This window comes from Aureimonas mangrovi (assembly GCF_014058705.1).
Lineage (GTDB): Bacteria > Pseudomonadota > Alphaproteobacteria > Rhizobiales > Rhizobiaceae > Aureimonas > Aureimonas mangrovi.
The window spans coordinates 2,868,955-2,894,190 of record NZ_CP059692.1 but is presented as its reverse complement, the minus strand read 5'-3'; the positions used below and the strand labels follow the sequence as shown (position 1 = coordinate 2,894,190).

18 protein-coding genes are annotated in these 25,236 nt (G+C 67.1%); 11 read left to right on the top strand and 7 right to left on the bottom strand.

Annotation, left to right across the window (positions count from 1 at the left end; genetic code table 11):
- Nucleotides 1–8 precede the first annotated feature (8 nt).
- The 10 genes from H1343_RS13950 to H1343_RS13905 all read left to right on the top strand — a co-directional run bounded on the left by H1343_RS13950 (nucleotide 9) and on the right by H1343_RS13905 (nucleotide 12,874).
- Nucleotides 9–1,040: an ABC transporter substrate-binding protein gene (locus tag H1343_RS13950; RefSeq protein WP_185983457.1), complete on the top strand. Its 1,032-nt coding sequence runs from the start codon at nucleotides 9–11 to the stop codon at nucleotides 1,038–1,040.
- A gap of 8 nt (nucleotides 1,041–1,048) precedes the next feature.
- Nucleotides 1,049–2,023: a FecCD family ABC transporter permease gene (locus H1343_RS13945; RefSeq protein WP_185983456.1), complete on the top strand. Its 975-nt coding sequence runs from the start codon at nucleotides 1,049–1,051 to the stop codon at nucleotides 2,021–2,023.
- The gene (locus H1343_RS13940; protein ID WP_185983455.1) at nucleotides 2,020–3,000 is read left to right on the top strand and encodes a FecCD family ABC transporter permease; all 981 of its coding nucleotides are present in this window, start codon (nucleotides 2,020–2,022) and stop codon (nucleotides 2,998–3,000) included. The genes H1343_RS13945 and H1343_RS13940 overlap by 4 nt, the downstream gene beginning before the upstream one ends.
- 5 nt (nucleotides 3,001–3,005) lie before the next feature.
- Nucleotides 3,006–3,776 (top strand): ABC transporter ATP-binding protein, encoded by a 771-nt coding sequence (locus H1343_RS13935; protein WP_185985675.1) that lies wholly within the window; start codon nucleotides 3,006–3,008, stop codon nucleotides 3,774–3,776.
- Between the two features lie 155 nt (nucleotides 3,777–3,931).
- Nucleotides 3,932–4,918 carry a GDP-mannose 4,6-dehydratase gene (locus H1343_RS13930; protein ID WP_210270040.1) on the top strand — a complete coding sequence of 329 codons (987 nt, stop codon included), beginning with the start codon at nucleotides 3,932–3,934 and terminating at the stop codon, nucleotides 4,916–4,918.
- Nucleotides 4,919–5,097: 179 nt separating this feature from the next.
- Nucleotides 5,098–6,036, top strand: a complete 939-nt coding sequence (locus H1343_RS13925) for a GDP-mannose 4,6-dehydratase (protein WP_425484592.1) — start codon at nucleotides 5,098–5,100, stop codon at nucleotides 6,034–6,036.
- Nucleotides 6,029–6,814 carry an ABC transporter permease gene (locus H1343_RS13920; protein WP_185983452.1) on the top strand — a complete coding sequence of 262 codons (786 nt, stop codon included), beginning with the start codon at nucleotides 6,029–6,031 and terminating at the stop codon, nucleotides 6,812–6,814. Before H1343_RS13925 ends, H1343_RS13920 begins: the two co-directional genes overlap by 8 nt.
- Nucleotides 6,811–8,043 carry an ABC transporter ATP-binding protein gene (locus tag H1343_RS13915; protein ID WP_185983451.1) on the top strand — a complete coding sequence of 411 codons (1,233 nt, stop codon included), beginning with the start codon at nucleotides 6,811–6,813 and terminating at the stop codon, nucleotides 8,041–8,043. The genes H1343_RS13920 and H1343_RS13915 overlap by 4 nt, the downstream gene beginning before the upstream one ends.
- Complete coding sequence (locus H1343_RS13910) at nucleotides 8,040–10,004, top strand: methyltransferase domain-containing protein (RefSeq protein WP_185983450.1); 1,965 nt, start codon at nucleotides 8,040–8,042, stop codon at nucleotides 10,002–10,004. The genes H1343_RS13915 and H1343_RS13910 overlap by 4 nt, the downstream gene beginning before the upstream one ends.
- 65 nt (nucleotides 10,005–10,069) lie before the next feature.
- Nucleotides 10,070–12,874 (top strand): glycosyltransferase family 4 protein, encoded by a 2,805-nt coding sequence (locus H1343_RS13905; RefSeq protein WP_185983449.1) that lies wholly within the window; start codon nucleotides 10,070–10,072, stop codon nucleotides 12,872–12,874.
- Between the two features lie 286 nt (nucleotides 12,875–13,160).
- Here the strand turns inward: H1343_RS13905 and H1343_RS13900 are convergent, their stop codons facing one another.
- Nucleotides 13,161–13,892: a Crp/Fnr family transcriptional regulator gene (locus H1343_RS13900; RefSeq protein WP_246333095.1), complete on the bottom strand. Its 732-nt coding sequence runs from the start codon at nucleotides 13,890–13,892 to the stop codon at nucleotides 13,161–13,163.
- A 313-nt stretch (nucleotides 13,893–14,205) separates the two neighbouring features.
- On the opposite strand from H1343_RS13900, the gene H1343_RS13895 reads away from it, so the two are divergent.
- Nucleotides 14,206–16,776: a GAF domain-containing protein gene (locus tag H1343_RS13895; RefSeq protein ID WP_185983448.1), complete on the top strand. Its 2,571-nt coding sequence runs from the start codon at nucleotides 14,206–14,208 to the stop codon at nucleotides 16,774–16,776.
- A 79-nt stretch (nucleotides 16,777–16,855) separates the two neighbouring features.
- Here the strand turns inward: H1343_RS13895 and H1343_RS13890 are convergent, their stop codons facing one another.
- From H1343_RS13890 to H1343_RS13865, 6 genes are all read right to left on the bottom strand, one after another.
- On the bottom strand, nucleotides 16,856–18,649 hold the full coding sequence (locus H1343_RS13890; RefSeq protein ID WP_185983447.1) for a gamma-glutamyltransferase family protein: 1,794 nt from the start codon (nucleotides 18,647–18,649) through the stop codon (nucleotides 16,856–16,858).
- Nucleotides 18,650–18,678: 29 nt separating this feature from the next.
- Nucleotides 18,679–19,566, bottom strand: a complete 888-nt coding sequence (locus H1343_RS13885) for an ABC transporter permease (protein ID WP_185983446.1) — start codon at nucleotides 19,564–19,566, stop codon at nucleotides 18,679–18,681.
- The gene (locus H1343_RS13880) at nucleotides 19,566–20,510 is read right to left on the bottom strand and encodes an ABC transporter permease (RefSeq protein ID WP_185983445.1); all 945 of its coding nucleotides are present in this window, start codon (nucleotides 20,508–20,510) and stop codon (nucleotides 19,566–19,568) included. Before H1343_RS13880 ends, H1343_RS13885 begins: the two co-directional genes overlap by 1 nt.
- 66 nt (nucleotides 20,511–20,576) lie before the next feature.
- On the bottom strand, nucleotides 20,577–22,079 hold the full coding sequence (locus tag H1343_RS13875) for an ABC transporter substrate-binding protein (RefSeq protein WP_185983444.1): 1,503 nt from the start codon (nucleotides 22,077–22,079) through the stop codon (nucleotides 20,577–20,579).
- A 64-nt stretch (nucleotides 22,080–22,143) separates the two neighbouring features.
- Complete coding sequence (locus tag H1343_RS13870) at nucleotides 22,144–23,649, bottom strand: ABC transporter substrate-binding protein (RefSeq protein ID WP_185983443.1); 1,506 nt, start codon at nucleotides 23,647–23,649, stop codon at nucleotides 22,144–22,146.
- Nucleotides 23,650–23,663: 14 nt separating this feature from the next.
- Nucleotides 23,664–25,190, bottom strand: a complete 1,527-nt coding sequence (locus H1343_RS13865; RefSeq protein ID WP_185983442.1) for an ABC transporter substrate-binding protein — start codon at nucleotides 25,188–25,190, stop codon at nucleotides 23,664–23,666.
- Between the last annotated feature and the right edge of the window lie 46 nt (nucleotides 25,191–25,236).

Sequence of the window (25,236 nt, the reverse complement as noted above, 5' to 3'; positions counted from 1 at the left end):
TCCGAACCATGAGAACGCCAAGGCTCGATGCCATCCGCCCGACACGCCGCGCTATCCTCGCCGCGATGGGCGGCGCCTTGGCGGGCACGGCGACCGCTGCGTTCGCCCCGCGCGCCTTCGCGGCCGGCGAGATCCGCATTGAGCATGCTTTCGGCGAGGCCGTCCTGCCGGGGCCCGCGACGCGCGTCGTCTCGCTGGGCTATACGACCCATGACACGCTGCTGGCGCTGGATGTGGTGCCGCTCGCCACCCGCCAGTGGTTCGGCGACGAGCCTTTCGGCGTCTGGCCCTGGGCGCGCGAGAAGCTCGGCGATGCGCAACCGCCGGTGATCTCGGGCGAGGTCGCCATCGAGACCGTGGCGTCCCTCCAGCCGGACCTCATCGTCGGAATCGGCTCGGGCATCTCGGAGGCCGAATACGCGATCCTCTCGCAGATCGCGCCCACGGTGATGCATGCGCGCGGGGCGCCGGTCTACGGGACGCCGTGGGACGAGGTGACGCGCGTTCTCGCCCGCGCCACCGGCAAGGACGCGATGGCCGAAGAGTTGATCGCGCAGACCGAAGCACAGTTCGAGGCCGCCCGCGAGCGCCACCCGGACTGGGCGGGGCAGACGGCCGTCGCCGCCTATCACTTCGCGGGCGAGACCGGCGCCTTCACCAGCAATGACGGGCGTGGACGCTTCCTCGCCGAACTCGGCTTCCGGCCGAGCGAGACGATCGACACCCTCGGTGCGGACACGTTCTACGCCGCGCTTTCGCCGGAGGACCTTTCGCCGCTCGACGTCGACCTTCTCGTCTGGATCTCCTCCTTCGACGCCGCGCCCGATCTCGTGGCGCTGCCGATGCGCCGCACTCTGGCGGCCCACACGCAGGGGCGCGAGGTCTTCGCGGGTGAGGTGACGGCGGCCGCCCTATCCTTCGGCAGCATCCTGTCGCTGCCCTATGCGCTTACGCAGCTCGAGGGCGACATTGCCGCAGCGCTCGACGGCGATCCGGCAACGCCCGTCGCCTCCGCCGTCGAGGCCGGCATCGCGCCTTGAGAGCCTGTGTGGTCGTTGCCACGCTGCTTGTCGTCGCCTGCGCGCTGACGCTCGGCGTCGGGGCGCGCGGCGTGGGCCCAGCGGAACTCTGGCGGATTCTGACGGCCTTCGATCCGAGCGACCCTGCACATCTGACGGTTGCCTCCATCCGCCTGCCGCGTCTCGTCGCTGGCCTCGTCGCCGGCGCCGCGCTGGGTATGGCCGGAACGGTGATGCAGGCGCTGACGCGCAACCCGCTTGCCGATCCGGGGCTCCTCGGTGTCAGTGCGGGAGCGGCCTTCTCGGTGGTTCTGGGCTCGCTCCTTCTCGGCCGTGCCGATACGGGGATCGTCACGGCGCTGGTGTTTCCGGGTGCTGCGATCGCGGCCGGGATGGTGTTCGCGCTCGGCGGCGGCCTGCGCGGCGATGTCGGCGCCGTTCGCCTGACGCTGGCGGGTGCGGCGATGAATGCGCTTTTGATCTCGCTCGTCGCCGCGCTCGTCCTTCTGCGCAGCGAGTCCCTCGAGGTCTACCGCTTCTGGGTCACTGGTTCGCTGGCCCAGGCAGGGCAGCGTCCGCTTCTCGCCATGGGGCTCGTCGTCGCCGCAACCGCGTTTCTCGGCCTTGTGCTCGCGCCCGTGATCGAGACGCTTTCGCTCGGCGCGGCGATGGCGCGCGGGCTCGGCACGCGCCTGATGCGCGCGCAGGCCGGCGCGCTGTTCCTCGTCACGGTGCTGACCGGTGCGGCCGTCGCCGTCGCAGGGCCGATCGCCTTTCTCGGCCTGATGGTGCCGCCTCTCGCGCGGCGCATCACCGGTCACAATCTGCGGGCCGAGCTCGTGGTGGCGGCGGCCATCGGCGCGACGATCCTCCTCTTCGCCGACACGATCGGCCGCCTCCTCCTGGCGCCCGCCGAAGTGCGCGTCGGTGTGATGACGGCACTCATGGGCGGGCCTGTCTTCATATGGATCGCACGCGGTCTCAAGGGAGGCTGGCGGGCATGAGGTCCGGCACGATCGCCCTTTCAGTCATGCTCATCGCCGGTATCGTCGCCGCGCTCGCGATCGGCGACGTCATGGTATCTCCCGCCGATCTGTGGCGTGGCCTGTGGACGAGGGAGGGGCCGGGCGCGCTGACGCTGTGGGTGATCCGTGGCCCGCGCGTCGTCACGGCCATCGCCGTAGGCGCGCTCCTGGGCCTGTCCGGCGCGCTCCTCCAGTCGCTCCTGCGCAATCCGCTGGCCTCGCCCGATCTTCTTGGCTTCAACCCCGGCGCCGGGCTCGCCATCATCGCGGCGACGTCCTTCGGCATCGCCTGGCCCGCGCCTCTGCTGGCGGCTGGCGGGGGGATCGCGGCGGCCGTGGTTCTCGTCGCGCTCACATGGCGGCCGGGCCATTCGACTTCGACGCTGACGCTCATCCTCGTGGGTCTCGGCGTCGGCTTCACCGCCGCCGCTTTGAGCTCGTTCCTGATCCTGGCGCTGCCGGCCTCGCAGGCGCTGGAAGCGCAGCGCTGGCTGTCGGGCTCGCTCGCGGCGCGAAGCTGGGCGCAGGCGGGGCAGGTCTGGGCGCTCGGCGCTGTTCTCGCCGTCATCCTCGCCACGCAGGTGCGGTCGTTAAAGCTGATGGAACTGGGCGAGGATCTCGCGGCAGGGCTGGGGCTTCGCGTGGAGCGGGCCCGTTGGGGGCTCGTGATGATGGCGGTGCTGCTGGCCGCCGCAGCCGTTGCCGCTGCCGGGCCCGTTCCCTTCATCGCGCTGATGGCCGCGCCGCTCGGCGCGGCGCTCACCGGTGCGCGGACACCGGCGGCCAGGCTTCTGGCAGCGGCCGCAGCGGGCGCAGCGATCTGCGTCCTCGCAGACCTCGTCGCGCGCGCGGCGATCCCGGGTGTCCAGCTCCCGGTGGGCGTGATGACGGGCATTCTCGGCGCCCCTTATCTCCTGTGGCGGCTGTCGCGCGAAATGGAGAGGGGCGGACTTTGACCGACATGCATCTGCGCGCGGAAAACCTGACGCTGGGCTATCGCGACCGCACCGTGATCGAGAACCTGACGCTCGACGTGCCGGCCGGGCGCGTAACCGCGATCCTCGGCCCCAACGGTTGTGGCAAGTCCACGCTGCTGCGCGCCTTCGCACGTCTGATCGCTCCGCTCGCCGGTAAGGTCACGCTCAACGGGCAGGACGTCCACGCGCAGGACACGCGGACCCTCGCGCGCCGCCTTGCCATCCTGCCGCAATCGCCGCTGGCGCCGGACGGCATCACGGTCGGCGAACTCGTGCAGCGCGGGCGTGCCCCTTGGCGCGGCTTTCTCCAGCCCTGGAACGCCGCCGACGAGGCGGCCTGCGCGAGGGCCATCTCGACCGTGGCGATGGACGATCTGACGGAGCGACCGCTGGGCGAACTCTCCGGTGGGCAGCGCCAGCGGGCCTGGATCGCCCTTGCGCTTGCCCAGTCGACACCGCTGGTTCTCCTCGACGAGCCGACGACCTTTCTCGACCTGCCGCATCAGATCGAGGTGCTGACGCTCGTGCGCCAGCGCAACAGGGACGAGGGCACCACTGTCGTCAGCGTCCTGCATGATCTCAACCTTGCCGCGCGATTCTCCGATCACCTTGTTCTGCTGGGGGCCGAGGGGCTCGTCGCGCTCGGCGAGCCGCACATGGTCTTGACGGCGGAGAACCTGATGCGCGCGTTCGGACTGCGCGCCCAAGTGATGCCCGACCCCGTCGCGGGGACACCGATGGTCATCCCACTCTAGTCGGTAATGCGCGGGACATCCGGTTACACACGCAAATCTCATCCACTTCCGGTTGACCTGTACAACCGAAGGCATTTACAAGTTGAGCGAGCTTCCGCTCAACTCATGGGCGATCTCGAGATCGTTCGCGGTGCCTTGCAGGAATGGACGTCGGTTTGGGAAAGCGCGCGCTCGTCACAGGCGTCACCGGTCAGGATGGTGCCTATCTTTCCCAGCTCTTGCTGAACGAGGGGTACGAAGTCTTCGGCCTCGTACGTCGCTCCAGCACGGCGGATGTGAACGACGTGCGGCTTCGATGGCTGGGCATCGCCGACGACGTGAGGCTCGTGGACGGTAATCTGCGGGACCTGTCGGGTCTCATCCGAACCTTCCGCACGGTGCAGCCGGACGAAATCTACAATCTCGGTGCGCAGTCCTTCGTCAAATCGTCCTGGCAGCAGCCGATCCTGACCGGCGAGGTCACGGCCATCGGCGTTGCGAACATCCTCGAGGCAATGCGTCTCGAGCGCCCCGAAGCCCGCTTCTACCAAGCGTCGTCCTCGGAGATGTATGGCCTGATCCAGGAGCCGATGCAGTCGGAGGAAACGCCCTTCTATCCGCGCTCGCCCTACGCGGTGGCCAAGCTCTACGGCCACTGGCTAACCGTCAACTATCGCGAAAGCTACGGTCTGCACGCCTCCAGCGGTATCCTGTTCAACCATGAATCGCCGCTGCGCGGGATCGAGTTCGTAACGCGCAAGGTCACCGACGGTGTGGCGCGCATCAAGCGCGGGCAAGTCAGCGAGTTGAGGCTCGGCAACATCGACGCCAAGCGCGATTGGGGGCATTCGAAGGACTATGTCCGCGCCATGTGGCTGATGCTGCAGCAGGACGAGCCGGACGATTACGTGGTGGCGACCGGCCGCACCACGACGGTACGCGAGATGTGCCGCATTGCCTTCGAACACGCGGGCCTCGACATGGACCGCTACCTGGTGATCGATCCCGAACTGTTTCGCCCGGCCGAGGTCGACGTGCTTCTCGGCAATCCGGCCAAGGCAAAGGAAAAGCTCGGCTGGGAGGCGACCACGACGCTGGAGGAGATGATCCGCGAGATGGTCGATGCCGATCTGCGGCGGCTGACGCTCGCGGCCGCTGCCTGATCCGTCGATGGGGCGCAGAGGCCTGCTGCGCAGGACGAGTGTGAGAGCCTTCGACCGCTTCGCGCGCCGTTTGCCGCCAGTTCGGGGCGCTGCTGGTCCCGAAGATCGAGACGAGGGGCGTCCGTGCGGCCGAGGGCCGTATGCGCCCGCGCAATAACCACCGGGGTGAAAGAGTGCAGTTGAAGGAGAGGATCGTTGCCGTTTCGGGCGCCTCGGGCTTCGTCGGCGGCTGGCTCTGCCGGCGGCTGCGTGAAACCGGCGTTGAGGTCGTTCCAATCCTCTCGCGTGACGCGGTCGCTGGCGACGATATCAGGGACCCGGCGGCAGTCGAGGCGGCGGTCGCGGGGCTGCGGCCCTTCGCCGTCGTCCATCTGGCCGCCGTCGCGGCGCCGGCGGAAGCCCGTGCCGACCCGCGCGAGGCGTGGGACATCAACCTCATGGGTACGCTGCATCTCGCGCAGGCGGTCATGAAGCATGCGCCGTCCGCCCGCTTCGTCTACGCCGGCAGTTCCGAGGCCTATGGCGGTGCCTTTGTGCGCAGCCAGACGCCCATCGCCGAAAATTCCGGGTTCGAGCCGCTGGGCGTCTACGGCGCGACCAAGGCGGCCGCCGACCTCATGCTCGGCCAGATGGCCCGCGACGGCCTCGCGGTGACGCGCTTCCGGCCGTTCAACCACACCGGGCCCGGACAGAGCGCGCGCTATGTCGTCTCGGATTTCGCGCGACAGATCGCCCGCATCGAGGCAGGACTTGAGGAGCCGTCGATCCGCGTGGGCAATCTGAAGGCTGAGCGCGACTTTCTCGACGTGCGCGACGTGGTCGAGGCGTATGCGAAGGCGGCGTGCGGGCGCGAAGCGCCCGCGGCTGGGGCAGCGTTCAACCTCGCCACGGGCAGTCCCTGGTCGATCCGTCGAATTCTGGAGACGCTGCTTTCGATGGCGCGCGTGCCGGTGACCGTGACGGGTGATCCCGCGCGGCTGAAGCCGAACGACATAGCGAGGGCCTCGGGCGATGCCTCGGCCGCCCGCGATGCGCTGGGCTGGGAGCCGCGCATCCCGTTTGAAAAGACGCTCGCCGACACGCTCGACGACTGGCGCGCAAGGTGCCGCGATGCTTAGGGGGCTCTGGCGCTACCGCCACTTCATCCTCGCGGCCATTCGCGGCGACATCAGGGGGCGTTTCGCGCGCTCGCGGCTCGGCGCCCTCTGGTTCATCCTGCACCCGCTGGCGCAGGCTCTGATCTTCGCCATCATTCTTTCGGAAGTGCTCGGGGCGCGTCTGCCCGGCGTCGACGACACGGCCAGCTACGCGATCTATCTCCTGTCCGGCATCGCCGCCTGGGGCCTGTTCTCCGAGATCGTCAACCGCTCGATGACGATCTTTCTCGAGCAGGGCTCGGCGATGAAGAAGATCGCGTTCCCGCGCCTGTGCCTGCCGGTCATCGTGTGGGGAAGCGCGCTCATCAATCATGCGCTGCTTCTGCTCGCCATCGTCGTCGTCTTCGCCTTCATGGGACACACGCCGGGCAGCGGCTGGCTGGCCGTGCCGCTCGGCATCGTCCTCATCTCGCTTCTGGGCTTCGGCATCGGCGTTCTGTGCGGCATCATGAACGTCTTTGCGCGCGACGTCGGGCAGGTGATGACCGTCGTCCTCCAGATGTGGTTCTGGCTGACGCCGATCGTCTACCACGCGGACATCGTCCCCGCCCGCTTCGAGTGGCTGATCCATATCAACCCGATGACGCCGCTGGTCGGCGTCTACCAAGACGCGCTGCTCTTCGACCGACTGCCCGCGATGGGGCCGCTTCTCGTCCCCGCGCTTCTCGGGGCGGCGACGTTCGTCCTATCCTTCCTGGTCTTCCGGCGCGCCAGCCCCGAACTGGTGGACGCGCTATGACGGCACCGGTTTTGGACGTGCGTGGCATCGGCAAGCGATATACGACCTATGCCACCAACCTGCAGCGCTTCGCCAACTGGTTCGGAGCCCGGCTGCGCCCCGAGAGCGAGTTCTGGGCCGTCGAGGACATCTCCTTCAGCGTCGCACCGGGGGAGTCGATCGCGCTGATTGGCCAGAACGGCGCTGGCAAGAGCACCCTCCTCAAGCTCGTGACGGGCACGGTCCGCCCCTCGCGCGGATCGATCGGCATTGCCGGGCGCGTGAGCGCGCTCCTCGAACTCGGCCTCGGCTTCAATCCCGAGTTCACCGGCCGTGAGAATGTCTATCAGGCGGGCGGCATGATGGGCTTTTCGCAGGACGAACTGACGGCGATGATGCCCGCCATCGAGGATTTTGCCGAGATCGGCGCCTTCTTCGAGCAGCCGTTGCGCGTCTATTCGAGCGGAATGCAGGCGCGCCTGGCCTTCGCACTGGCCACGGCCCGGCGCCCGGACATCCTGATCGTCGACGAGATCCTGTCCGTCGGGGACAGCTACTTCCAGCACAAGAGCTTCGAGCGGATCCGCCGATTCCGGGCGGAAGGCACGTCCATCATCCTGGTCTCGCACGCAATGAGCGACGTTCGCGCGCTGTGTGACCGGGTGATCCTGCTCGACAAAGGCAGGGTGCTGAAGGACGGCCCGCCCGACGAGGTGGTCGATTATTACAACGCACTCGTCACGGCCAAGGAGAACGAGAAGCTGACCGTCGAGCAGCGTCGCCAGAAGGACGGCTGGCTCTACAGCAAGAGCGGCAGCGGCGAGGCGAGGATCGTCACGACCGAACTCGTCGATGCCGCGACGCTCGCGCCGCTGAAGACCGCGCAGACCGGCCAGGATCTCGTTCTGCGTGTGAGCGTCGAAGTATCGAAGGCCATTCCCGAACTGGTTCTGGGGTTCATGATCCGCGATCGGACCGGTCATGTCGTCTTCGGAACGAACACCTGGCACACGCGCCAGACGGTGAAGGCGCTCGAGGCGGGCGAGCACATCCTCTACGATCTCCGTTTTCCCTGCTCTCTCGGCCAGGGCTCCTACGGCATATCGCTCGCGCTGCACGCGAGCGACGTCCATGTCGAAAGCAACTTCGCCTGGATCGACAACGTGGAAGTGTTCGACGTGATCAACGGCTCCGAACCGTTCTTCATCGGCTCGACGCGTCTCGATCTCCGCTTCGCGGTTTCACGATGAGTCCGGGTTTCTCCGATCTCTACCGCCAGTTCGAGGATCGCTTTCGCGGCAGCGCGGACACGATCGCCGCGCGGCTCGCGCAATACGGGCCGCTTCTCGACGAACTTCCACCGGAGGCGCGTGCTGCGGCTCGGGCGATCGACCTGGGCTGCGGCCGGGGAGAGTGGCTGCGCATCCTCGCAGAGGCGGGTTTCGAGGCGGTCGGCGTGGACACCGACGAGGGCATGCTGGAGGTTGCGCGGAAAGGGGGCGCGCAGGTGTTCCTGCGCGACGCTGTCGAGTTCCTGCGGGAAGAGCCCGATGCGAGCGCGGCCATCGTCAGCGCGTTCCACGTCGTGGAACACGTGCCGATCGACTATGTGCTCGACCTCCTGCGCGAAGCCTATCGCGTTCTAGCGGACGGCGGACTGCTCATTCTCGAAACGCCCAATCCGGAAAACCTTTCGGTTGGTGCCCACACCTTCCACTTCGACCCGACGCATCGCAGGCCGCTGCCACCGCCGCTGCTGGCATTCCTGGCGGAGCAAAGCGGTTTCGCCGATCACGCAATCCTGCGGATCAACGGCACGATGCCCGACGTCGAGGCGGGTCCGATCGAACGCGCGATGGGCGTCGTGTGGGAAGCCTCGCGCGATTACGCTTGCCTCGGTCAGAAGCGGGAAGGCGCGAGCGCTGAGGCCCCTTCGGTCCTTGCAGCCTTCGCCGAGGCTCATTCACAGCCCAACCCCGCCAATCTCGTGGCCGTTCTCGACCAGTTGCGCAGCGCCGACCGGCAGATCGCCGCGCTTTCCGACAGCGTCGATGCCCTCCCGCGTTTGTCCGAACGGATCGAAGGGATTGCCGCCGACACCAGCACGAGGCATGCCGGCATCGCGGCCGCCCACGAGCATCTTTTGGCGCAGTTCACCTTGAGCGCGAAACAAGCGAGCGCCGAACGGCGAGCGGTCGAGACGTCGCTGGAGACGCTGGAGGTTCGCTTCGCGGCGGATTTCGACCGCCTGGCGCGAAGCCTCGATGCCGCCGTCGCCGCGTTGGCCACGAACGATGTCGCCGGCGGAGCGCGGCTGTCCGAAAGGCTCGAAGGCATCATTGCCGAAACGGCGACGGCTCACGCCGGCCTTGCGGCCGCGAATGAACATGTTCTGGCCCAGATGGCGGCCGCCACGAGGCAGGCGAGCGCCGAACGGCAAGCGGTCGAGATGTCGCTGGAAACGCTGGAGCTTCGCTTCTCAGCGGATTTCGACCGCCTGGCCCGGACGTTCGAGGCGAGCATCGGGGAACTGGGAGCTGGCCGGGCCGCCCTCGCGGACGAAGTGCAGCGGACCAAGCATGAGACGGAATCCGTCCGCCAGAGGATGTCGGCGGTCGAGGCCGAGCTGCGGCAGCAGCACACCAATCTCCTTGCGGCTGTCGCAGGGGCGGCGTCGGCGGGTACGACGCACCAGATGATGGACGCTCTCGCCTCAATCCAGAAGGAACTGGCCGAAAGGCGAACCGTCGAAGCGTCCATTCTTCTCGCGCAACAGACGGCGGCCGTACAGCAGGCGCGGGCTGGCGAGATGGTTGCCCGTCTGGAGGGTGAAAGCGCGCGGGTCGCAATGCTCGAGGCGGACGTCGCCGCGCTCAGGCGGTCGACCTCGTGGCGAATGACGGCGCCGATGCGCTTCGCTATCCGAGCGATGCGCTTCGTCCTGTCCTCGCCGGGCCGCGCGGCTCGGCGAGGGGTACGGTACGCCGTCGATCTGGCCAAGCGTAGCCCGCGCGCCAGGGCGGCCGCATTGTTCGTCCTGCGAATCTTCCCGCCGCTCGATCGCCGTGTCCGCGCCCTTGCCGGCCTCGACGGCACCTCGCGGGGCCTCCAGCCCGGCTGGTCCTCCCGCTGGAACGTCGAACCGGACCAGAAGGCGGTGGGTGAATGGAGCCGGGCCCTGCGCTCGGCCAGCAAAAGGGCGGACGCGTGATGCATCTTTGGCTCGACGGCCAATGCTTTCAGACCGCAAGTCGTAGCCGCGGCATCGGCAGGTACATGCACGAACTCGTCCGCGCCCTGTCGGATATCGATGGGGTACGGATCAGCGTCTCCTTCAATGCCGCCATGTCCGATGCCGCTCTGATCGCAAGGAGCGTTCTGTCCGACTTCGTCGCGCCCGACGACACCCACGTATGGCACGGCAAGGTCGAAGGCGGCGAGGTCGGGACCGGCTTTACCGAATGGCGCCGCCTGAGCGAGATCGCTCTCGTGCATCACGTCAACACGCTGAAGCCCGATCTCGCCCTTTCGGCCAGTCCGTTCGAGGGGACGTTCGACGTTGCCGTTCCCTTCGTGGGAGGGCCGCAATGCATCGTCCCCACCGCTGCCATCTTCTACGATGCGATCCCGTGGCGGTTCGCGGAGCACTACCTGCCGAACCGGGCGAGCCGCGAGTATTATCGCCGGCGGCTCGCAATGTTGCCCGGGTTCGACCGGGTCTATGCGATCTCGGACTTCGCCGCACGCGAGGCGGCGAGCGTTGCGGGGGTGTCGGACGCCGTCGATATCGGCGCAGGCGTTTCCCGCCACATGCTGGAGATCGTCGCCAGGATGCGTGGGCTTCCGCGTGGAACCGAACGCTACTTTCTCTACGTCGGTGGCCTCGACTGGCGGAAGAACCTCGCCGTCCTGATCGACGCCTTCGCCGAGTTCGCGCAATCCGACACGAGCGGCACGACGTTGCGGATCGTCGGCGATCATTCCCCGTCGATCGTTCACGACATTCGACAGCATGCACGGAACAGGGGGCTCGACGACACGAAAGTTCGCTTCCTGTCGCACGTCTCCGACGAGGAGCTGGTGTCTCACTATCGCGGCGCGCTCGCTCTCATCCAGCCATCCTTCATGGAAGGGTTCGGGCTGACGGCGCTGGAGGCACTGACCTGCGGCACGCCCGCGATCGTCGCCAACGCGGGCGCGGTGCCCGAGATCGTCGGCGACAGCGACCTCGTCTTCGATCCCTCGTCCCCCGGCATGTTAGCGGGCCTGATGAGGGAGGTGTCATCGCCGGCCTTCGACCGCGCCAAGGCCGTGAGACACGAGCGAAAGGCCGCCGACCGCTTTACGTGGAGCCGTGCCGCGGAGCGTTTCGTGGACGCGGCCCCCCGTGCTTCCACCGTTCGCAAGGACGACCCGAGAAGCCTGGCGCTCGCGCAGATCGGCGCTTCGCATTCGACGGCCCCGAGCGAACACGTCGCCGAGATGATGGCCCTGTCGGAGTTGCAGACCGATGGAGGGCGCCGCAGGCTGTTCGTCGAAGGGTCGTCCACGATGCTCGTCGACCACAAGACCGGCATCCAGCGTGTCGTCAACCGCATCTGCCAGCATATCCTCGATGCCGATCCCGAGGTCGATACCCGGATCCTGTTCTGCGACGACCACTCGGGCTGGTACGCATCGCGCCGTTGGGAGGCCCGGCCGATCGTCAAGACGAAGGCCAACCTCGTCAGCGCGCGGCGCGGCGACACCTTTCTCATGCTCGACAGTTCCTGGGCCTTTCACACGATCCACCAGCGTCTGTTCTCCGAGGCACGGCTGAAAGGCGCCCAGATCGTCTCTTGCCTCTACGATACGGTCCCGCTGCGCACGCCCGGCTTCTGCGACGCGGGAATGCCGATCATTTTCGCCGAATGGTTCCGCACCGCCTTGACCCATTCGAGTGGTTTCGTGTGCATCTCGCGCGCCGTCGCCGACGAACTCCATGCGATCCTCGAGGCGATCGCGTTCCCGCGCGCGGTCAAGATCGGCTACTGGCAGCTCGGCGCGGACTTCACCGCGCTCGACTCGGCGCCCGCACGACCGCAGGCGGCCAAGCAGCGTCCGGTTTTCCTCATGGTCGGCACGCTGGAGCCGCGAAAGGGCCACAGGGTCGCGCTGGACGCTTTCGAGAAGCTCTGGGCGCGTGGTTTCGACGCGGAACTGGTGATCGTGGGCAAGCCCGGCTGGGGCACCGGGGCTCTGGCGCAACGACTGCGCGACCACATGGAGTACGGTCGGCGACTGTCCTGGCACGAGCGTGTCGACGACGCCACGCTCGCCGCACTTTACGAGGGGTGCGACTGCCTTCTGGCCGCGTCTTTCGCCGAAGGTTTCGGCCTTCCGATCGTCGAAGCCGGCCATTTCGGCAAACCCGTCATCGCCAGCGACATCGCCGTCTTCCGTGAGGTGGCTGCCGGGGCGCGGGGCGCACACTTCTTCGACGTCGGCTCTCCGGACTCCCTTGCCGAGGTGCTGGAACGTTTCATCGGCGACATCGAGACACGTGCCGTCGAACCTGTTGCGGAGGCGACGGCCTGGCCGAGCTGGCGCACGAGCGCCCGGCAGTTGCAGGACATCATCACCAAGGACGACTGGTATCGCACGTATCAGCCCCGGGATCGGCCGACCTTCGTTTCCTCGGAAGTCATGGCACGCCCCCGGATGGACGCGGCGTTGCCGCCGGACGAGCGCCAAGGCACCATCGAGCTGGTCGAGGGGCCGACAGTTTCCGACGACGGCGCCACGCTGAAGATCACCGTAAGGGCGGTGAACCGAACGAAACGGTCGTGGTCCAGTGAAGGCCCCACGGACGGCGCGCTCGGCGTGCGGATCGCCTACCGCGTTCTCGACGCCAGCGGCGCGATCATAGATGGCGACGGCGGCCGGACCATCTTCCCGCTCGTGCTCGCGCCGAATGACCCGAACTACTTCGCCGTCACGGTCCCGACCGTCGCTCGCGAGAACGGGGGCGCGTTCGTGGAGATTCGTTTCGTCCAGGAGAGCGTCGCGTGGTTCGACAACCCTCTGCGCGTCGCGATCTGACCGCTGCGCGAAGGGATAAACCGTGTCTGGATGCCCCTGCGAGGGGCGTGAGGCCCCTCCAAGGCTAGGGCGATGGGATAAGGTCCGGGGGATCCGAGGTCAGGCGATCCCGTGCTGTTCCGCCCTTGAACGTGCCGGAGGAAAGCGTGCGTACCGACGCCCCTCACCAGCGCCCCAGGGCAACCGAAGCCCTGTGATCAAGGCGGCGCGGGCGGGTCAGGAGCGCGTCGCGTGTCCGCATCGCGGTGCGTGGTGCCTACTCAAAGCCGCAGCATGGCTCTCGGCATCAGGCGCTGGGATAGATGCCATGCATGACGGTATCGAAATGCTCCTCGATCGCGGTCGTGCAGCCGCACGCCGTATCGCGCAGAACCTGCTCGTTCTTGACGATGAACACGCCCCGGCGCGTCTCGATCGTCCCTTCCTGCCTTAGGCGGCTGATGATGCGGGTCACGAAAGTCCGGCCCACTCCGAGCACGTCGGCCAACTGCTCGTGGGTCATCTGGAGTTCGCAGGATTGCGTCCGGCTCATCGCGGCCAGCAGCCACTTGGCGGTCCGTTGGGTGATGGTGTGGGTGGCGTTGCAGGCCGAGGTCTGAAACACCTGGGCGAGAAGGCAGTCGGAGTAGCGCGAGAACCAGTGCCGAAGGGCGATGGAGTCGAGCTTCGCCTGCTCAAGCGCGGTCGTCTTGATGCGGAGGAACCGTCCGCCATGACGAACGCGCGCGGTCGCGTAGGCTGGCACGTGGCCGTTCGAGACGATCCCGCCGATCGCCCCCTCACTACCGACCAGGGCGACTTCAACCGCCGTGCTGTCATCGTCGGTCGCGATGCAGAATGCGGCCATGGCCCCGCCGCAGGGGAACCACGTGTTGACCACCTCGTCTCCAGCTTGCTGGAGGACATGGTGGCTCGTCAGGTCCATCACCTTCATCTGCGGGGCGAGCCGCCGTCGGTCATCGTCTTTGAGCGTTCCCAGCAGGATATTGCTGGCGAGGTCATCGGATGTTGGAACCAAGCTTTTCTCCCGGGGGCTACGGAGCCGTCGTTGCCAATGTGCACAAGTGCGCAGACGACCCCTCGTCGCTATGTTACTCGCGCACAGAACGCGAGAGCGGGCGGCACGCGTCTCGCCGAGAACATAGGCGACCGAAGAACGTTGTCCGCACGCTTTGCGCGCTTTTGCGCAGTCGCGCTCTAAGCTTTGCGAGCGTGCAACAGCGATCAGAGAGGGCGGGTTCCAATAACCTTTGTCGAGCGCCGACGACGAGTGATGCCTGACACACGCCGCGGCTTGCCGACGGAATAACGAGAACGAGAGCCCGAACGCTTTGTCCGATTTGTCCGAGACGGTTGATCTGAGCAATTGCGACCGCGAGCCGATCCATGTCCCCGGATCGATCCAGCCCGCGGGCTTCCTGCTGGCGCTGACCTCCGACTGGATGGTCGCGCGCGTTTCCGCCAATGTCGCGCAGTTCCTCGGGCTTGCTCCGGATGCCGTGCTCGGTCGCCCGTTGATGGATCTCATTCCGGCCCAGACCGTCCATGACCTGCGAAACAGGACGGCGACGCTGCGCGGACCCAACGCGGTCGAGCGACTGGCGCGCTGCATGCTTGTCGAGGGTGCCGACCCGTTCGACGTCGCAATCCATGTCAGCGGCAGGCAACTGGTCCTGGAGGCCGAACCTTCCGTCGGGGACATGGGCGACATCAGCGGCACCGTGCGTTCCATGATCTCGCGGCTCGACCAGTGCGAGGACATGACGACGTTCTTTCGCGAGGGAGTACGGCAGGTCAGGGCCTTGCTTGGCTACGATCGCGTCATGGTCTATCGTTTCTCGGCAGACGGATCCGGAGAGGTCGTCGCGGAGACCTGTCGCGCCGGCATCGGCCAGTTCATGGGCCTGCGCTATCCTGCGACCGACATTCCGGCGCAGGCCCGCGAACTCTACAAACGCAACATCCTGCGCATCATCTCCAACGTGCGCGCCGAGACGGTACCGGTCGTGCCGCAACTCGACGAGCGCCGCCAGCCGCTCGACCTTTCGCTATCGGTCTTGCGCTCGGTCTCCCCCATCCATCTCGAATACCTGCGCAACATGGGGGTCGACGCCTCACTGTCGATTTCGATCATCGTCGGCGGCAAGCTGTGGGGGCTCTTCGCCTGCCATCACTACGCTCCAAGGTGGCCCGACGTCTCGCGCCGGTCGGTGGCCGAGCTATTCGCGCAGATGTTCTCGATGCGGCTCGAGAGCCGCGAGGGTCTGGCGGTGGTTGAATACGAGCGTCGGGCACGCGACGTTTCCGACCAGCTTTTGAGCGCGGTTGCGACCGACGAGACCCTGCTGCGCGATCCCGACTGGCTCGCGGACATCCTGACCAGCGTGATCGACGCTGATGGCGTTGGCGTCTGGATCAACGGCAAGCATGCCGCCTCAGGCATAACGCCGGATGCTGAGAACTTTCGCCGGATCGTGCGCGCCCTGAACGGCACCGCGTCCGGTCGGGTCTATGCGACCGATCGCATCGGCTCGATCGTCGAGGGGGCTGAGGCGTTCGTCTCGCTGGCCGCGGGCATGCTCGCCATCCCGATCTCCCGCGCCCCACGCGACTACGTGATCCTCTTCCGGCGCGAGCTGGTTCGCTCCGTGCGCTGGGGCGGCGATCCGCACAAGCCGGTGGAATACGGGCCGAACGGACCGCGCCTGTCTCCCCGGGAAAGCTTCGCGGAATGGAAAGAGCTCGTTCAGGGACGCTCGAAGCCGTTCCACGAGTCGGAACTGCGGGTAGCCGAAACGCTGCGCGCGACGCTGATCGAAGTCGTGCTCCGCCTCGCCGACGAGGCCTCCGTGGAGCGGCAGCGGGCCAGCGCGCGTCAAGAGCTCCTGATCGCCGAACTCAACCATCGCGTCCGCAACATTCTCGGCGTCATCCGCGGACTGATCCGCCAGTCGCGGCCCGATGATCCTGCGGCCGCCGAGTTCATCCAGGTGGTGGACGGCCGTGTTCACGCGCTCGCGCGGGCCCACAACCAGATCACCGATGACCATTGGGGTCCCGCGCCACTCCAGGCGCTGGTTGATGCCGAGGCCCGAGCCTTCGTCGACGAGCATGAACGCGTCATTTCGGATGGGGAGCCCATCCTCCTGAACCCCCAGGCCTATTCGACGATGGCGTTGGTCCTGCACGAGCTGGTCACCAACTCGACGAAGTACGGCAGCCTGTCGACGACCGGAAAGGTCAGGTTCTCGTGGGAGCGTGAAGGCGACGGCGATCTCCTCATGCGCTGGGTCGAAAGCGGCGGTCCCGAGGTTCACGAGCCGACGCGACGCGGGTTCGGTTCGACGATCATCGATCGCTCGGTTCCCTACGATCTCGGTGGTCGATCCGACATCCAGTACAAGCCGGAGGGGGTCGAGGCGACGTTCCGAATTCCCGCCCGTCATGTCTCGGAAGCCCGGTCGTTCGCGGGGCCGACGATCAAGTTTCCGCGCTCGTCGAGGGGACACCCGACCGCGCCGCCGCCGAAGATGCTGACCGGGCACGATGCCCTTCTGGTGGAGGACAGTCTCATTATCGCCCTCGATGCCGAGGATATCCTGTCTCGTCTCGGGGCCGCCTCGATCACGCCGATGGCCACGGTCGACGCCGCTCTCGACAGCATCGAAGCGCATCGTCCGACGGTCGCCATGCTCGACATCAATCTCGGCGACCGCAACAGCTTCCCGATCGCGGATCGCCTGACTGAACTCGGCATCCCCTTTCTGTTCGCGAGCGGGTACGGCGAGCAGGCGCAGCTACCGTCGGAGCATCGCGAGCGGCCGATCATCCAGAAGCCGTACACGCTGGAGAACATCGCCCGCGCGTTGGATCGACTGCTGGGTTCGCAAGGCCCGGAATAAAGGCGACGATCCGACGCTTCCGCCCTCGGCGAACCCGGCCCGCCCACCGGAGCGAAGGCCGCCATCGGCGGGCTTCAGGTCACCGCGCAGCGGCGTAGGCCTGCATCAGGCGCGGCGTGGCGGCCGCGTGGATCAGCCCGTCGGGGTCGCGCGAGGCGGCGACGAGACGGCCGATCGTCCACTCGGGCGAGCGTTCCAGCTCGTGGCCGCGCGCTGCGAGATCCGCCAGAACCTCCTCACCGAAGCTCTCCTCGATGGTGAGGTTCGCGGGCCGCCGCTCGCGCGGGTAGAAGGAGGAGGGGAAGTGCCCTGTGTGACTCATCGGCGTGTCGATGGCCTCCTGCAGGTTCAGCCCGTGATGGACGTGGCGCAGGAAGAACTGGAGCTGCCACTGCTCCTGCTGGTCGCCGCCGGGCGTGCCGAAGACCATATGCGGCTCGCCGTCCTTCTCGGCGAGCGTCGGCGTCAGCGTCGTGCGCGGGCGCTTGCCGGGCGCGAGCGAGGTCGGCAGGCCTTCCTCGAGCCAGAACATCTGCGCGCGCGTGTTGAGGCCGAAGCCGAGTTCGGGGATCACGGGCGAGGACTGGAACCAGCCGCCGGACGGCATCGCCGCCATCATGTTGCCCCAGCGGTCGATCGCATCGACATGGACCGTATCGCCGCGACGCGCCGAGCGCATTTCGGCCGTCGTCGGCTCGTTGGCGGCGGACGCCGTGCCGACCTTCGACAGGCGGTCGAGCGATGACATGAAGCGCTCCACCTGTGCCTCGAAGCCCGGCACCGTGCCGGGCCGAAGGTCACGCGAGGCCTGATGCCCGATGAGCTTTGCGCGTTCGGTGCCGTAGGCGTCCGAAAGCAGCGCATCGAGCGGCACGTTTACCTGCGCGGGGTCACCGTAGTAGGCCTCGCGGTCGGCGAAGGCGAGCTTCATCGCCTCGGTCATTGTGTGGACGAATTCGGCCGAGCGCGGACCCATCGAGGCGAGGTCGAAATTCTTCAGGATGGACAGCGTCTGGAGGAAGACCGGACCCTGACCCCAGGGGCCGATCTTGTTCACGCGCCAATCGCCGTAGTCGAGCGCGACGGGTGCCTCATAGCTCGCCTGCCAACCGGCCATGTCGTCGGCGTTGATGACGCCGCGATGGCGCTCGCCGCTCTGATCGATCACCGCGTTCTCGCGCGCGAACCTGTCGATCGCCTCGGCGACGAAGCCCTTGTAGAAGGCCTCGCGCGCCTTCTCGATCTGGCGCTCGCGGTCCGGTCCGGCGCTCTCGGCCTCCTTCAGAACGCGCTTCCAGGTATTGGCGAGCGGCTCGTTGCGGAACAGGCGGCGCGCCTGCGGCACCGCGCCGTTCGGCACGTAGATGGCGGCCGTCGTCGGCCACTCCTTCTCGAAGAAGTCCTTCAGGCCGGCGATGGTGTTGGAGATGCGCTGAAGGAGCGGGTGGCCGTGTTCCGCGTAGTAGATCGCGGGCTCCAGAACGTCTCGGATGCTCATCGTGCCGTGATCGCGCAGAAGCGTCATCCAGGCGTCGAACGAGCCGGGAATGACGGCGGCGAGCAGGCCGTTGCCCGGGACGAGCGTGAGCCCTTCGCTGCGATAGTGCTCGATCGTGGCACCGGCGGGGGTGGGGCCTTGCCCGCACAGAACCTCGATGCGGCCGGTCTTCTTCGAATAGAAGACGATCGGCACCTCGCCGCCGGGGCCCACGAGATGCGGCTCCACAACCTGCAGGACGAAGGCGGTGGCGATACCAGCGTCGAAGGCGTTGCCGCCGCGTTCCAAAAGCGACATCCCGCTCGCCGTCGCCAGCCAGTGCGTGGAGGTGACGGCGCCGAAGGTGCCGATGAGTTCGGGGCGGGTCGTGAACATCGCTGCGCTTCTCGCTTTTCTGATCGTTCTTACTGTTCGCGTGGGTCCAGCGCGTCGCGCAGGCCGTCGCCGAGGAGGTTGAAGCCGAGGACGACGAGGAAGATCGCCGCGCCGGGGAAGACCGACATGGTCGGTGCCTGGCTCATGAAATTCTTGGCCGTGTTCAGCATCGAGCCCCAGGAGGGGTTCGGCGGCTGCTGGCCGAGGCCGAGGAAGGAGAGGGACGCCTCGGCGATGATCGCGGCGGCGATCGTCAGGCTCGCCTGAACGATGATCGGCGGCAGCGTGTTGGGAAACACGTAGCGCAGGAGGATCCAGAGGTTCGGCAGTCCGATGGCCCGCGCGCCCTCCACATAGTCCTCCGCTTTCACCGAGAGCGTCTGCGCGCGGGTGATGCGGATGAAGATCGGCACGGCCGAAAGGCCGATGGCGATCATCGCGTTGGTGAGGGAGGGGCCGAGGAAGGCGGCGAGCGCGATGGCGAGGATCAGGAACGGGATCGCCAGGAGCGCGTCGGTCAGACGCGAGATCGCCATGTCCGTCCACGAGCCGAAATAGCCGGCGACGAGCCCGAGCGGCACGCCGATCGCGACCGCAATCGCGACCGAGACGACGCCCGCCATGAGCGAAGCGCGCGCGCCGTAGAGCATCCGCGAGAAAATGTCCCGGCCGAGCTCGTCCGTGCCGAACCAGAACTCCGCCGAGGGCGGTTGGCGGATCGTTAGGAAGCTCGTCTGGAAGGGGTCGTAGGGCGCCAGCAGGGGCGCGAAGATGGCGGCGAGCGCGAAGAAAGCGACCACCAGCGCGCCGGCCACGGCCGCCTTGTTGCGCATGAATTTCGTCATCGCACGGCTTTTGGCCTTGTGCGGCAGGACGGGCGGCACGACCGCTTTGTGGGAGGAGGCGACGGTGCTCATCAGGCGTGCCTCAGGCGGGGGTTGATCAGGACGTAGAGCACGTCCGCGATGAGGTTCATGATGATGAATCCGATGGCGGTGACGAGGACGACGCCCTGCACCACCGCGTAGTCGCGGGTGAAGACGGCGTCGACGATCAGCTTGCCGAAGCCGGGGATTGTGAAGATCTGCTCCGTCAGGACCGCCCCGGCGATCAGCTCGCCGAAGATCAGCGTGAGGAGCGTGACGATCGGCACGAGCGCGTTGCGCAGCGCGTGCTTGTAGATGACGATCGCCGGCAGGAGGCCCTTGGCGCGCGCGGTGCGGATGTAGTCCGCCTTCAAGACGCCGAGCATGGCCGAGCGGGTGTGGCGCATCAGATTGCCGGCCAGTGCGGTGCCGAGCACGATCGATGGCATCAGCATGGTGCGAAGGGACTGCCAGAGGTCTTCGGAGGGCGGCACGTAGCCCGAGGCCGGCAGCCACTGCATGCGCACCGAGACGAAGAAGATCAGCAGGATTCCGAGCCAGAAATTGGGGATCGACAGGCCCGAAAGGGCGAAGACGTTGGCGACGTAGTCGATCCAGGTGCCCTTCTTGACCGCCGCGAGGATGCCGACCGGGATGCCGATGACGATGGCCCAGAACATCGCCATCGTCGCAAGCTGGATCGTCACCGGCAGTTTCTGCATGATCAGGGTCGTCACCGGGATGTCGGTGCGCAGCGAGACGCCGAAGTCTCCGCGAAGGACCTCCAGAACCCAGAAGAAGTACTGCACGTAGATCGGGTCGTTCAGGCGGTACTGCTCGCGCAGGTATTCCAGCACCTGCGGGTCTCGCTCTTCCCCGGCGAGCGTCAGGATCGGATCGCCCGGCAGGAGCTTCTGGAGCGCGAAGACGATGATCGAGACGAGGACGAGCGTCGGTATCGCTATCGCGACGCGTTTTGCGATGATCTGCAGCATGGAGGCCGTCCTTCGTCGGTGCGTGCGGGGGCAAGGCCGGCGGGGCCTTGCACCGGTTCCGTGTCGTCAGTTCGCCAGCGTCACGCCGCGCAGGCGGATCATGCCGTCCGGATGGGCGGTGAAGCCCTCGAGACGCGCGGAGACGCCGAAGGCGCGCGGCTGATAGTAGAGGTTGATCTGCGGCAGCTCATCCTGGAGGATCGCCTGCGCCTGGCCGTAGAGCGCGATGCGCGCGGCGGTGTCCGTCGTGCGCCGCGCCTCGTTCAGCAGGCGGTCGACTTCCTCGTTGCAATAGCCGCCGTCGTTGAGGCTGCCCTCGCAGGTGACGAACTGGTGGATGTTTCCGTCCGGATCGATGCGGCCGGACCATCCGATCTGCGCGATCTGGAAGTTGCCGGACGTCATCTCCTGCTGCATGGCGGCGAACTCGGTCGGGCGAAGCGTCACGTCGAACCCGGCTTCGGCGGCCATCGCCTGGATCAGCTCCGAGATCTGCTGCGTCGTCGTCGAGTTGCCGTAGGCGAGTTCGACGGCGACACGCTCGACGCCGGCTTCTGCGAGGAGAGCCTTGGCCGCCTCGACGTCACGCGTCGTCGCAGGGAACGCCTCGTCGTAGAACTCGCTGGCCGGCGGGAACGGCTGCTGCGCCGGCGTATAGGTGCCGAAGCCAACGACCTGGTTGATCACCTCGCGGTCGATCGAGAGCTGGAACGCCTGGCGCACCCGCTTGTCCTGGCCGAAGGGCGTCTGCGCACGCTCTCCGTTGGCCAGATTCAGGCGCAATGATACGTAGCCGGTGCCGGCCTCCTGCAGGAAGGCGAGATTTGAATCACCTTCCACGGCCGCGATGTCGGACGGCGCTAGACGCTCCAGAAGCTGGATGTCGCCGGACTGGAGGTTGGCGAGGCGCACGGTCGTGTCCGGGATCGGCAGGAAGACGAGCTCCTCGAAGGAGTAGGAGTCCGCATCCCAGTGCTCGGGAAACTTCTCGAGGACGATACGGTCGTTCTGCACGCGCTCCACGAAGGAATAGGGGCCCGAGCAGACGGGGTTGGAGGCGAACTCCTCGAAGGCGGAGGGCGCGAGGATCATGCCGGCGCGGTCCGAGAGCTGGGCAAGGAGGGTCGCGTCCGGCTCGCTCAGCGTCATCGCCACGGTGAACTCGTCCACTGCCTCGACGCTCTCGACCGATGAGAGCTCGCTCTTTCGCAGCGAGTCCGGCAGCGTCAGGGCGCGCTCGATGTTGAGCTTCACGGCCTCGGCGTTGACCGGCTCGCCGTCATGGAAGGTGGCGTCGTCGCGCAGCGTGAAGGTCAGGACGGTGAAGTCCTCGTTCCAGGACCATTCCGTCGCCAGTTGCGGCACGATCGACAGGTCGGGCGCCACATCCACAAGCTTGTCGCAAAGCGAGGTGAAGACCATGCGGCCGACGAAGGTGCGCGCGCGATGCGGGTCCAGCGCGTCGGGGTCTTCCTGCAGGCCGATGCGCAGGGTCGTGGCCTGGGCCATCGCCTGAGTGGCTGTGCCGGCGAGAAGGACTGCGAGGAGGAGAGGGCGTGCGATGCGCATGTCGAAGGTCTCCGCGAGAGGATGGATGGGGGCGCCGGCACGCGGCCGGCACCGTGTTTCGATGCTATTGCGCCTTCGTCATGCCGCGCAGGCGGATCAAATTGTCCGGATAGGGCGTGAAACCCTCGACGCCGGTGCGCAGCACGAAGGGCGAGTTCTGATGGTAGGTGTAGATGAGCGGCAGCTCGTCCTGCAGGATCGCCTGTGCCTGATCGTAGAGCGCCTTGCGCTCGGCGACGTCCGAGACGCGGCGCGCCTCGTTCAGGAGCCGGTCGACCTCCTCGTTGCAGTAGAGGGAGTCGTTGTTGGCCCCGTCGCAGGCCAGATGAGAGTAGATGTTTCCGTCCGGGTCGACGCGGCCCGACCAGCCGCTGGCCGTCGCGGTGAAGTTGCCGGCCTTCATCTCGGCGAGCAGCGAGGCGAACTCCATCGGCCGCAACGAGACGTCGAAGCCGGCCTCGGCGACCATCGCCTGGATGAGCTCGCCGAGCTGGGCGGCCTGCGTCGACGTCGCGATGGTCAGCTCGAAGGCGAGGCGGTCGACGCCGGCCTCGTCGAGGAGGGCGCGGGCCGCCGCCACGTCGCGCGTCGAGGGCTCGATCGTCTCGTCGTGGTAGGGGCTGGCGGGCGGGAAGGGCTGCTGGGCGGGGTCCCAGATGTCGTTGCCTACCACCTGCGTGATGATCGACTTGTCGATCGCCAGTTGCAGGGCCTGTCGCACCCGCTTGTCCTGGCCGAGCGGGTTTTCGGCGGCCGGGCCGTTGTTCGTGTTGATGCGGATGCCTTGATAGCCGAGCGTGGGGGCGACGACGAGCTGAAGGTCCGGGTTGGATTCCACTGCCTGCGCGTCGCTCGGCGTCATCCGCTCCAGCATGTCGAGATCGCCCGACTGGAGGTTGGCGAGGCGCACCGTCCCGTCCGGGATCGGCAGGAAGACCACTTCGTCGAAGCTGTAGTCGTCGGCCGCATAGTGGTCGTCGAACTTCGAGAGGACGATGCGGTCGTTCTGAACGCGGGTCTCGAACTGGTAGGGGCCGGAGCATACGGGCGTCCAGTTCCCTTCCTGCTCGAAGGAGGCGGGCGACATCATGATGCCGGCGCGGTCCGAGATCTGGGCGAGCAACGTAGCGTCCGGTTCGTCGAGGAGCAGACGGACGGTGTACTCGTCCACCACCTCGACGCCGGTGATGGCGGCGATGTCGGTGCGCACGAGGCTGTCCGGCAGCGTCTGCGCCCGCTCGATGTTCGCCTTCACGGCCTCCGCGTTGAAAGGCTCGCCGTCGTGGAAGACGGCGTCTTTGCGAAGATTGAAGGTCAGCTCGGTGCCGCCCTCGTTCCAGGACCAGTCCGTCGCCAATGCCGGCGCGAAGTCGAGCTCTGGCGTGATGTCGATCAGCCGGTCGCACATCGAGGCGTAGACGATGCGGCCGACGAAGGTGCGCGAGCGGTGCGGATCGAGAAGGTCCGGATCCTCGGCGAGCCCGATCCGCAGGGTCGATGTCTGCGCAGCGGCCGGCATGGCGGCACCGGCCATGAGCGCGGCGGCGAGAAGTGTCGTTCTGAAGGTCATGGCGTCTTGCTCCCTTACTGGCTGAGGCTGACGCCGCGAAGGCGGATCATGCCGTCCGGATATCCGACGAAGCCTGTCAGCGCGTTGGTGTGAGCGAAGGGGTATGGCAGGTAGTAGAGGTAGCTGACCGGCTTGTCCTGACCGAGGATCGCTTGCGCCTGCGCGTAGAGCGGTGCTCGGTCGGCCGGGTCGCCGGTCTCTCGGGCTTCGTCGAGCAGGCGGTCGACCTCCTCGTTGCAGTAGCGACCGTCGTTGAGGCCCCCTTCGCAGGTGACATGCTGGTGGATGTTGCCGTCGGGGTCCACACGGCCCGACCAGCCGGACTGGGCGACCTCGAACCGGCCCTCGCGCAGCTCTCCCTGGAGAGCGGCGAATTCGGTCGGACGCAGCGAGATGTCGAACCCGACCTCGGCGCCCATCGCCTGCACCAGTTCCAGCACCTGTTGCATGGCCGTGTTGTTGCCGAACGACAGCTCGAAGGCGACGCGCTCCTGACCGGCCTCGGCGAGAAGGGCCTTCGCGCCCTCGACGTCGCGCCCTTGACGCTCGAGCCCCGGCTCGTAGGCGAAGCTTGCCGGCGGGAAGGGCTGGTAGGCCGGCTGGAAGGTGCCCGCGCCCACCACCTGGTTGATGATGTCGCGGTCGATCGAGAGATCGAAAGCGCGGCGCACGCGCGCGTCGGTGAGCGGGCTGTCGGCATCGCGCAGGTTGAAGGTGAGCGCCTGGTAGCCGAGCCCCGTGACCGGCACCACCGTGATGCCTGCCGCCGACTCGGCCGCGGCGATGTCGTTCGCACCGATGCGTTCGATCAGCTGGAGGTCGCCCGACTGGAGATTGGCGAAGCGAACTGTGTTGTCCGGGATCGCGCGGAAAACGACGTTCTCGGTCGGATAGTTCTCCGCGTCCCAGTGATCGGCGAACTTCTCGAGGACGATGCGGTCGTTCTGGACGCGCTCCACGAAGCGGTAGGGGCCCGAGCACACCGGATCGGCGCTGGGCGAGCCGTTCTCGAAGGAGGCGGGCGACATCATCATGCCGGCGCGGTCGGAGAGCTGCGACAGGAGCGCGGCATCGGGAGCAGCCAGATGCAGCGCCACCTGGTGCGGGCCGGTCACCTCGACGCTCTCGACCGAGGCCAGTTCGCTGCGACGCAGGGAGTCCGGCAGTTCCCGCGCGCGGTCGAGATTGGCCTTGACCGCCTCGGCGTCGATCGGCGAGCCATCGTGGAACACGGCGTCGTCGCGCAGATCGAAGATCAGCGTCGTGCGCGCCTCGTCGAGGCTCCAGTCCGTTGCGAGCTGCGGCACGAAGTCGAGCTCTGGCGTGATGTCGACGAGCTTGTCGCAAAGCGAGGTGAAGACGATGCGGCCGACGAAGGTCCGCGCGCGGTGCGGATCGAGGATGTCCGGGTCGTCCTGAAGGCCGATGGTCAGGGTCTGCGCCGCTGCCGGGGCGGCGCCGAGCGCCAGAACGGCGGCCAGTGCGGCGAGCCCGAGGCGCGTTGCGCGGCCCTCGGCGCTGCGATTGATCGTTGCCTTCATCGTCCTTCTCCCGCTCGGCCGCTTCCGGCCGTCATCTTTGGTTTCA

Excerpts from the sequence above, each read along its gene's own strand:
- H1343_RS13950 (WP_185983457.1), top strand. The coding sequence starts at position 9 with ATGAGAACGCCAAGGCTCGATGCCATCCGCCCGACACGCCGCGCTATC.
- H1343_RS13940 (WP_185983455.1), top strand. The coding sequence starts at position 2,020 with ATGAGGTCCGGCACGATCGCCCTTTCAGTCATGCTCATCGCCGGTATC.
- H1343_RS13935 (WP_185985675.1), top strand. The coding sequence starts at position 3,006 with ATGCATCTGCGCGCGGAAAACCTGACGCTGGGCTATCGCGACCGCACC.
- H1343_RS13920 (WP_185983452.1), top strand. The coding sequence starts at position 6,029 with ATGCTTAGGGGGCTCTGGCGCTACCGCCACTTCATCCTCGCGGCCATT.
- H1343_RS13915 (WP_185983451.1), top strand. The coding sequence starts at position 6,811 with ATGACGGCACCGGTTTTGGACGTGCGTGGCATCGGCAAGCGATATACG.
- H1343_RS13910 (WP_185983450.1), top strand. The coding sequence starts at position 8,040 with ATGAGTCCGGGTTTCTCCGATCTCTACCGCCAGTTCGAGGATCGCTTT.
- H1343_RS13905 (WP_185983449.1), top strand. The coding sequence starts at position 10,070 with ATGCACGAACTCGTCCGCGCCCTGTCGGATATCGATGGGGTACGGATC.
- H1343_RS13890 (WP_185983447.1), bottom strand. The coding sequence starts at position 18,649 with ATGTTCACGACCCGCCCCGAACTCATCGGCACCTTCGGCGCCGTCACC.
- H1343_RS13885 (WP_185983446.1), bottom strand. The coding sequence starts at position 19,566 with ATGAGCACCGTCGCCTCCTCCCACAAAGCGGTCGTGCCGCCCGTCCTG.
- H1343_RS13880 (WP_185983445.1), bottom strand. The coding sequence starts at position 20,510 with ATGCTGCAGATCATCGCAAAACGCGTCGCGATAGCGATACCGACGCTC.
- H1343_RS13875 (WP_185983444.1), bottom strand. The coding sequence starts at position 22,079 with ATGCGCATCGCACGCCCTCTCCTCCTCGCAGTCCTTCTCGCCGGCACA.
- H1343_RS13870 (WP_185983443.1), bottom strand. The coding sequence starts at position 23,649 with ATGACCTTCAGAACGACACTTCTCGCCGCCGCGCTCATGGCCGGTGCC.
- H1343_RS13865 (WP_185983442.1), bottom strand. The coding sequence starts at position 25,190 with ATGAAGGCAACGATCAATCGCAGCGCCGAGGGCCGCGCAACGCGCCTC.